This is a genomic window from Mycobacterium asiaticum (assembly GCF_001673365.1).
GTDB lineage: Bacteria > Actinomycetota > Actinomycetes > Mycobacteriales > Mycobacteriaceae > Mycobacterium > Mycobacterium asiaticum_A.
The window spans coordinates 1-6,589 of the sequence record NZ_LZLS01000093.1 but is presented as its reverse complement, the minus strand read 5'-3'; the positions used below and the strand labels follow the sequence as shown (position 1 = coordinate 6,589).

General features: G+C 65.3%; 5 protein-coding genes and 1 pseudogene. 2 read left to right on the top strand and 4 right to left on the bottom strand.

All coding sequences use genetic code 11. From position 1 onward, the window contains the following. The 4 genes from A5634_RS10325 to A5634_RS10310 all read right to left on the bottom strand — a co-directional run. A partial coding sequence (locus tag A5634_RS10325) for a universal stress protein (protein WP_065143951.1) occupies positions 1 to 847 on the bottom strand: 847 nt, incomplete at its 3' end. Beyond that, entirely contained in the window at positions 844 to 2,289 is a 1,446-nt protein-coding gene (locus tag A5634_RS10320; RefSeq protein ID WP_065143950.1) for an amino acid permease, read from the bottom strand. The genes A5634_RS10320 and A5634_RS10325, both read right to left, overlap by 4 nt. A gap of 117 nt (positions 2,290 to 2,406) precedes the next feature. Then, positions 2,407 to 3,255 (bottom strand): CbiQ family ECF transporter T component, encoded by an 849-nt coding sequence (locus A5634_RS10315; RefSeq protein ID WP_155769467.1) that lies wholly within the window; start codon positions 3,253 to 3,255, stop codon positions 2,407 to 2,409. Continuing rightward, a complete protein-coding gene (locus tag A5634_RS10310; protein ID WP_437339960.1) occupies positions 3,252 to 5,300 on the bottom strand; it encodes an ATP-binding cassette domain-containing protein in 2,049 nt (682 codons plus the stop codon). Before A5634_RS10310 ends, A5634_RS10315 begins: the two co-directional genes overlap by 4 nt. Positions 5,301 to 5,406: 106 nt before the next feature. On the opposite strand from A5634_RS10310, the gene A5634_RS10305 reads away from it, so the two are divergent. Further along, on the top strand, positions 5,407 to 5,883 hold the full coding sequence (locus A5634_RS10305) for a MarR family winged helix-turn-helix transcriptional regulator (protein WP_065143952.1): 477 nt from the start codon (positions 5,407 to 5,409) through the stop codon (positions 5,881 to 5,883). An 85-nt stretch (positions 5,884 to 5,968) separates the two neighbouring features. Then, positions 5,969 to 6,589: pseudogene (locus A5634_RS28155) on the top strand (ABC transporter ATP-binding protein); the annotation flags it as partial.

The window sequence follows — 6,589 nt, the reverse complement described above, 5'->3', positions numbered from 1 at the left end:
CATGGCGAATGATCTTGTCGCTGCGCGTGCCGAGCAACACCCGACGCAACTCGGTGCGCGGAGACGTGGCCAACGTCAGGATCTCGCCGTCGATCCAGTCCGCCTGGTGCAGTACCTCGACCCAACTGTGGCCGGTAACCACTTGCAACACAACATCATCGCCGACTACGCCATCGACCTTCAGCGACTCCAAGATTTCGCGTGCCTGCACCGCCCACGCTTCCAAAACCGCATCCTCGACGTCGAGCCCCACGTCCGGCGGGTACATGGTCCGGCCGCGCACGGCGAAGGTGATCACGCGCAGCGGCAGCCCTAGTCGCTCGGCATATTCCGCACAGCGCGCAACCACGCCAACTGACTGCGGGTTGGCGGAATAGGCACAGCTGAGCCGGGTCAAACCGCCGGTCTGTGAGTGGTATCCGGGCGCGCTGATCGCCAGCGGCACCGGTGAAGAATGCCGCAACCAGTCCGCGGTACTGCCGAAAACCGCCTGCCCACGTCCACCGCTGGGTAAGGATCCCAACACCAGGACCTCGGCGCCTACCTCCTGAGCCACTTCGAGCAACCCGTTCGACACCGACCGATGGGCGCGCTGGACATAGTCGACCTCCACGCCATCGGCAAGCGGGAACAGATAGTGCCGTGCCTCTCTGGCCGAGTTTTCTGCCAAATGCTCGGCCCAGTGCTCGAATTCGGCGTCCACCCGCGCTAGCGAGGGGGCCGGCCAAGCCTTGGGCACAATGGTTGCCACGGTCAGGGACGTCTTGAGTGTCCGTGCGAAACTGACCGCCAAGTAGAGTCCCGACAGGCCGACCTTGTCGGCACGGTATCCGACGACGACCGTCACGGCGATTCTTCGTTCAACGCGCTGTGATGCCGGCCCCAGGCGAAGTAGTAGATCAGGGCAACCGCGATCCAGCCGCCGAAGGCAACCCAGGTGTACCAGTGCAAACTGATCAGGATGTACCCGCACGCCAACACCGAAAGCACCGGTGTCACAGGGTATCCCGGCACTTTGAAGGCACGATCGAGATAGGGTTCGCGCACCCGCAGGATGATTACCCCGATCGATACCACGATGAAGGCGGTGAGCGTGCCGATGGACACCATGTCCGCCAGGTTGTCCAACGGCACGAAGGCGGCCAGCACTGACGCGACGACCGCGACGATCACCGTGTTGTTCACCGGGGTCATAGTCTGGGGATTCACCCTGGCAAATCGCGCGGGCAGCAACCCGTCGCGGCCCATGGCGAACAGGATGCGGGTCATGCCGTACAGCGTGACCAGCGTGACGGTGAAAATCGAGATCACCGCGCCCGCGGCCAAGATCGTGCCTGCCCATCTGCCCCGGGTGACGTTGTCGAGAATTGTTGCCAGCCCGGCGTTTTCCTGCTTGCCGAATTCCTGCCACGGTTCGGTGCCCAGCGCGGCCAGGGCCACGAGTACATAGACACCGGTCACCACGAACAGCGCAGAGATCAACGCGCGGGGCATGGTCTTCTGGGGATCCTTCACCTCGTCGCCGGCCGTCGAAACCGCGTCCAACCCGATGTAGGAGAAAAAGATCGTGCCCGCTGCCGTGCCGATGCCCGCGACACCGAACGGCGCGAAATCCTTGAAGTGGTCGTCATCGAAGGCGGTGAACGCGATGACGACGAACATGCCCAGCACGCCAAGTTTGATCAGCACCATGACGGTGTTGACCTTCGCAGACTCGCTGGCGCCGCGAATCAACAACAGAGCACACATGGCAATCAGGATGACCGCGGGTAGATTCGCCCAGCCGTGCGTTACGCCCGACGGTGTCGGGTCCCACGGCGCGGCCGACAGCGCGTGCGGCAACTCGACACCGAACAGGTTGTACAGCAACTTGTTGAGGTATCCGCTCCACCCGACGGCGACCGCCGCGGTGGCAACGCCGTACTCCAGCAGCAGACACGCGGCCACCACCATGGCTACCGCCTCGCCCAACGTCGTGTACGCATAGGAGTACGACGAGCCCGAAACCGGTACGGCCGAGGCTAACTCGGCATAACAAATGGCAGCCAGCCCGGCCGCGACCCCCGCGATGAGGAACGAAACGATTACCCCGGGCCCCGCCTCGGGCACGGCCTGGGACAGCACGAAGAAGATCCCGGTGCCGATGGTCGACCCGACCCCGAACAGGGTCAACTGGAAGGTACCGAAACTTCGTTTCAGACCGGTCGCCGCGCCCTGCGCGACGGGTGCGCCACCCACCGGACGGCGGCGCAGCATTTGCGCTTTGAGGCTGATCGATTTGGCGGGCAACTGCGCCTCCCGTCGTGGGTCAGCTAATTATGGGCCTCCAGCAGCACTACAGCGACTTTTTCACCAGGAATCGAAGTGGTCAGCGCGGCAACGGCGACGTGTGAACCTGCACAGGTCTTAGTGCGCGGAAAGGATGGTCTGAATGGCAACCCCGGCACCGCAGGCTACCGCGGTGATGGTCAACGTCACCCAGTCGGCGAGCTTGGGACGCCTCGGATTCGCCGACAGTTGACCGGTACCGCCGCGTGCCGTGATCGCATCACCCATCTCGTCGGCGCGCCTCAGCGTCACGGTGATGGTGGCGGCGAGCAGATCGATGATTTCCAGCCGTCGCTGCTGGCGCTTTTCCTTGCGGCTGTGCGGTGTGGGTTTGGGTCGCAATCGGCGCGCGGCGAACAGCACCTGAAACTCGTCGATCAACATCGGGAAGGCGCGGAGCGCCAGCGCCAGCGCCACCGCCCATTCGTCAACCGGCAACCGCAAAATCCGCAGCGGTCGCCCCAAAGACGCCAGCGCAGGACCGATTTCGGCGACATTGGTGGTGTAGGACACCAAACCACCCAGCGCCAGCAGCACCAACGTCAGCGCGGTGATCCGCAGGAAGTTCAAGAAGCCGCCAAGTCCCAACTCCACGCTGCCGATGACAATTTCGGGCCGACCGCCTGCCAACGCGGCGGTAATACCGCCGAGCGCCACCACAATCCACAGCCAGCGCGGTATCGATGGCAAGGCGCCGCGCGGGATGTGCGCGACCCGGATCGCCGCCAACACCAGAACCGCCATGAACCCGATCGTTACCCACCCCGGGTAGAAGGCCAGCAGCAACGAGATACCGAACACCACTAAAAGCTTGGTGCCCGCCCACAAGTCATGGATTGGTGAGCCACCGGGGATGGGCACCAACAGCACGACCGGACGCCCGGGCTTGCGCGTCTCCCGCTTGGAGGGGGTCGAAGTCATCGTCACGACACACCACCTGCGGAGGTCGACGCCGGCGTCGATTCCAGCGTCCCGTTACGCAGATGCAGGGTGCGCGGGCACAAGGTCTCCATCCCTACGTCGTCGTGCGAAATCACCACCACCGTCAGCCCGCTGTCTCGGCGCAGGTCTTCGAGCAGACGCAACAGCCCGCGCTGGCTGTCGGTGTCCAAACCGGCCAGCGGTTCGTCGAGGATCAATGCCTTGGGCTCGCAGGCAAGCAAACCGGCCAGCACGACGCGACGCATCTGGCCTCCGCTGAGCTGATCGATGCTGCGGGTGGCCAGGGCCGGGTCCAGACCGACGACGGCGAGTGCCGCGGCCACGCGCTCGGAGTCCTTGTGCGAGAAGCCGGCCGCTGAAGCGACCTCCAGGTCGACGCGGGCACGCATCAGCTGCAGCCGGGCTGCCTGGAACGACAGCGCCACCGCGCCGACCTGCTCGTGGGTGGGCCGCCCATCCAACAGGCACTCACCACTTGTCGGCGTCGTCAATCCGGCCATGATCCAGCCCAAAGTTGACTTGCCCGAACCATTTCCGCCGTGGATCAACAGGCCGTCGCCCTGCTCGACGACGAAGCTGATGTCGTGCAGGGCGGTCTTGGCCCACGGGGTCCCTATCCCGTATTCGTGGCCGACACCGATGAGCTCGAGCGTCGGCGCGTGGTGGGTGCCCACTTCCCCGGCTGACGCCGGTGCTTCCGGCGCCTGGACCATGCCGGTGTTGTCTGGCGAGTCACTGAGTTTTATTGTGCGATGGGCGGATTCGGCCTCGTTGTTGTAGTGCGTGATATGCACCAGCGCCGTTCGGTGCCGCTTGGTCAAACCAGACAGCACGGCCAGTAACCCTTCCCGGCCTTGCTGATCGACCATGGTGGTGACCTCGTCGGCGATCAGCATCGCGGGCTCCCGGGCCATGGCCGCCGCCAGCGCGAGCCGCTGCAGTTCACCGCCGGACAGGCTGCCGGTGTCGCGTTCGGCGAGATCTTCCAGCCCTACCTCGCGCAGCAGTTTCGCGACGTCGGTCTTGGTACCCGGCGGCAGACCCCACACCACGTCGTCCGCGACGCGGGTGCCCAGCACCTGACTTTCCGGGTGCTGCAAGACAACAGCCGTGCCGCCGAGCTTGCCCAGGCCCACCGCGCCCGGACGGTCCACGGTGCCCGATGTGGGTTCGCGCCCCGCCAAGATGAGCATCAGGGTGGTCTTGCCCGAACCGTTGGCGCCGGTGATCGCTATGTGTTCACCTTCGCTGATCTCCATGCTGATTTCGCGCAGCGCGTCCTGGCCGGCATTGGGATAGCGGAAACGCACGTCGGTCAACCGAACCGGGACGGGTCCGACGGCGGCATTCTCAAGATCGCCGGCGGGGGCATCCAGCTTGTGCACGTCGGGAATTCCGCGCATTCGCTCCAGCAGCCGCGACAGCGCCCACCAACCGACCAACGACATGACCATGACGCCGACGGTCACGATGCCCAGCAGCACGACCTGCCAATAGCGCAAGGCAAAGGCATAAAAAATCTTCAACCAGGCGGCAACGCTCTCGAGATGGACGCGACCGAAGAATGAGGCCAGGCCCTCCACGTTCGCGGTGATGGCATCGCGCATCAGGTGGCGCAACCGAGTCAGCACCATCAACGCCCCGACGTTGCCAGCGCCGAACACCACCCCGGCAATGAAGGACGTGACCACCACGGTGGGGGTGCCCCTGCCCTTGCGTTTGATGAATCCGGTGAGGCCGCCGATATATGCGCTTTGGAAAACGCCCATGAAGCCGCCGCCGCCGGCGATCAGGAAGGCGATGACTCCGGCGGCGATGGTCGCGGTGACCAGCACCCGCACCCGATGGCGGTAGGCCAGTAACCCGGCGGGGACGGTGCCCAGCAGTGCGATTCCCGCTGCGAACGGTACGACGACGGAGATGATGGCGGTCACCGCGCACAACGCGGCCATCACCGACGCCTGGGCCAATTCGCTCGGTCGCAGCGGTCCACCCCGAGCGCGCGACGGGGGTGGTCCGATCTCGCTCACTCGATTGATTCTGCCAGGTGCGGTTGCCTGCGGCTGCGGCACGCACGCTTCGGCCGACCGCCGCCATGATTGGTCTCGCATAGCAAAGCTATGCAACGATGGGTGTATGTCTTCGTCCGCTGCGGCACGTGACACCGAGGCCGTCCATGGTCTCGGCGCGGACCTGCTGGCCGTGGTTGCACGCTTGAATCGGTTGGCCACCCAGCGAATCCAGATGCCGCTGCCCTCAGCGCAGGCCCGATTGTTGGCGACCATCGAAGCGCAGGGCGACGCTCGCATAGGCGACCTGGCCGGTGTCGACCACTGCTCACAACCGACGATGACCACCCAGGTGCGCCGGCTCGAGGATGCCGGGTTGGTGTCGCGGACCATCGACCCCGGCGATGCGCGCGCGGTCCGGATCAAGATCACCCCGCAGGGATTGCAGACGTTGAACGCGGTGCGCCGGGACCGAGCCGCCGCCATCGAGCCGCAGCTCGCTCGGCTGGACGCGGTCGACCGCCAAGTTCTGACCGAGGCTGTCGAGGTTTTGCGGCGACTGCTGGAGAACGCGGCGACGGCGCCGGGACGCAACACACTCTGACGCATTGGCGGGTTGCCGCAATCGCAAGTGGATAGACCGACGCGCCGGGTAGACACTTGAATGGTCTCGATACCTGCGATGAAAGGTGACGGCCATCCCTGACGTCTCCCCGTTGACCGTGTGGGTTGGACCGGTGCGGCACGTCTTCGCACCGGGCCGCGACGTGACCGTGGGTCACGGTGGGCACTGCGATGTTCCGCTCGAGCCAGGACCCGATACCGCGTCGCAACCGATCCGCGAGGTGGTGCTGCGCTTTGCCGGCACTCATTGGCTCGCCGTAGATCAGAGTCATCACGGCCTTTTCCTGGACGGCGTAAGGATGTCGACGATCGACATCCGGGACGGCCTGACTATCGCGCTTGGTGATCCCGAGCACGGACCGAGGCTGAGGTTTCAGGTCACGGCTCCCGACGACGCCCCCGCGCCCACTACCGATCCGATGGGGGTCAAACTGTCGGCTCCCCAACCTGCCCCGCCAGCCGACGGCGAGCCTGCTACCACGCAGTTCGCCGCGCAACCCGCGGCCATCTCGGTTCCGGCAGAGCCGGCGACAAGCCGGATTGCCACACCGCCCGCAGCCGCTGGCTCCGAACCCGAACCCGAACCCGAAACCACCCGCATTCCCACGCCCGCCCCGGACTTCACCCCCGATCCCGAAACCACTGGCATTCCCGCACCACCCGCCGACGCCGCCACCCTCAATAGC

Coding starts and splice junctions, on each gene's coding strand:
- A5634_RS10305 (WP_065143952.1), top strand. CDS start 5,407: ATGTCTTCGTCCGCTGCGGCACGTGACACCGAGGCCGTCCATGGTCTC.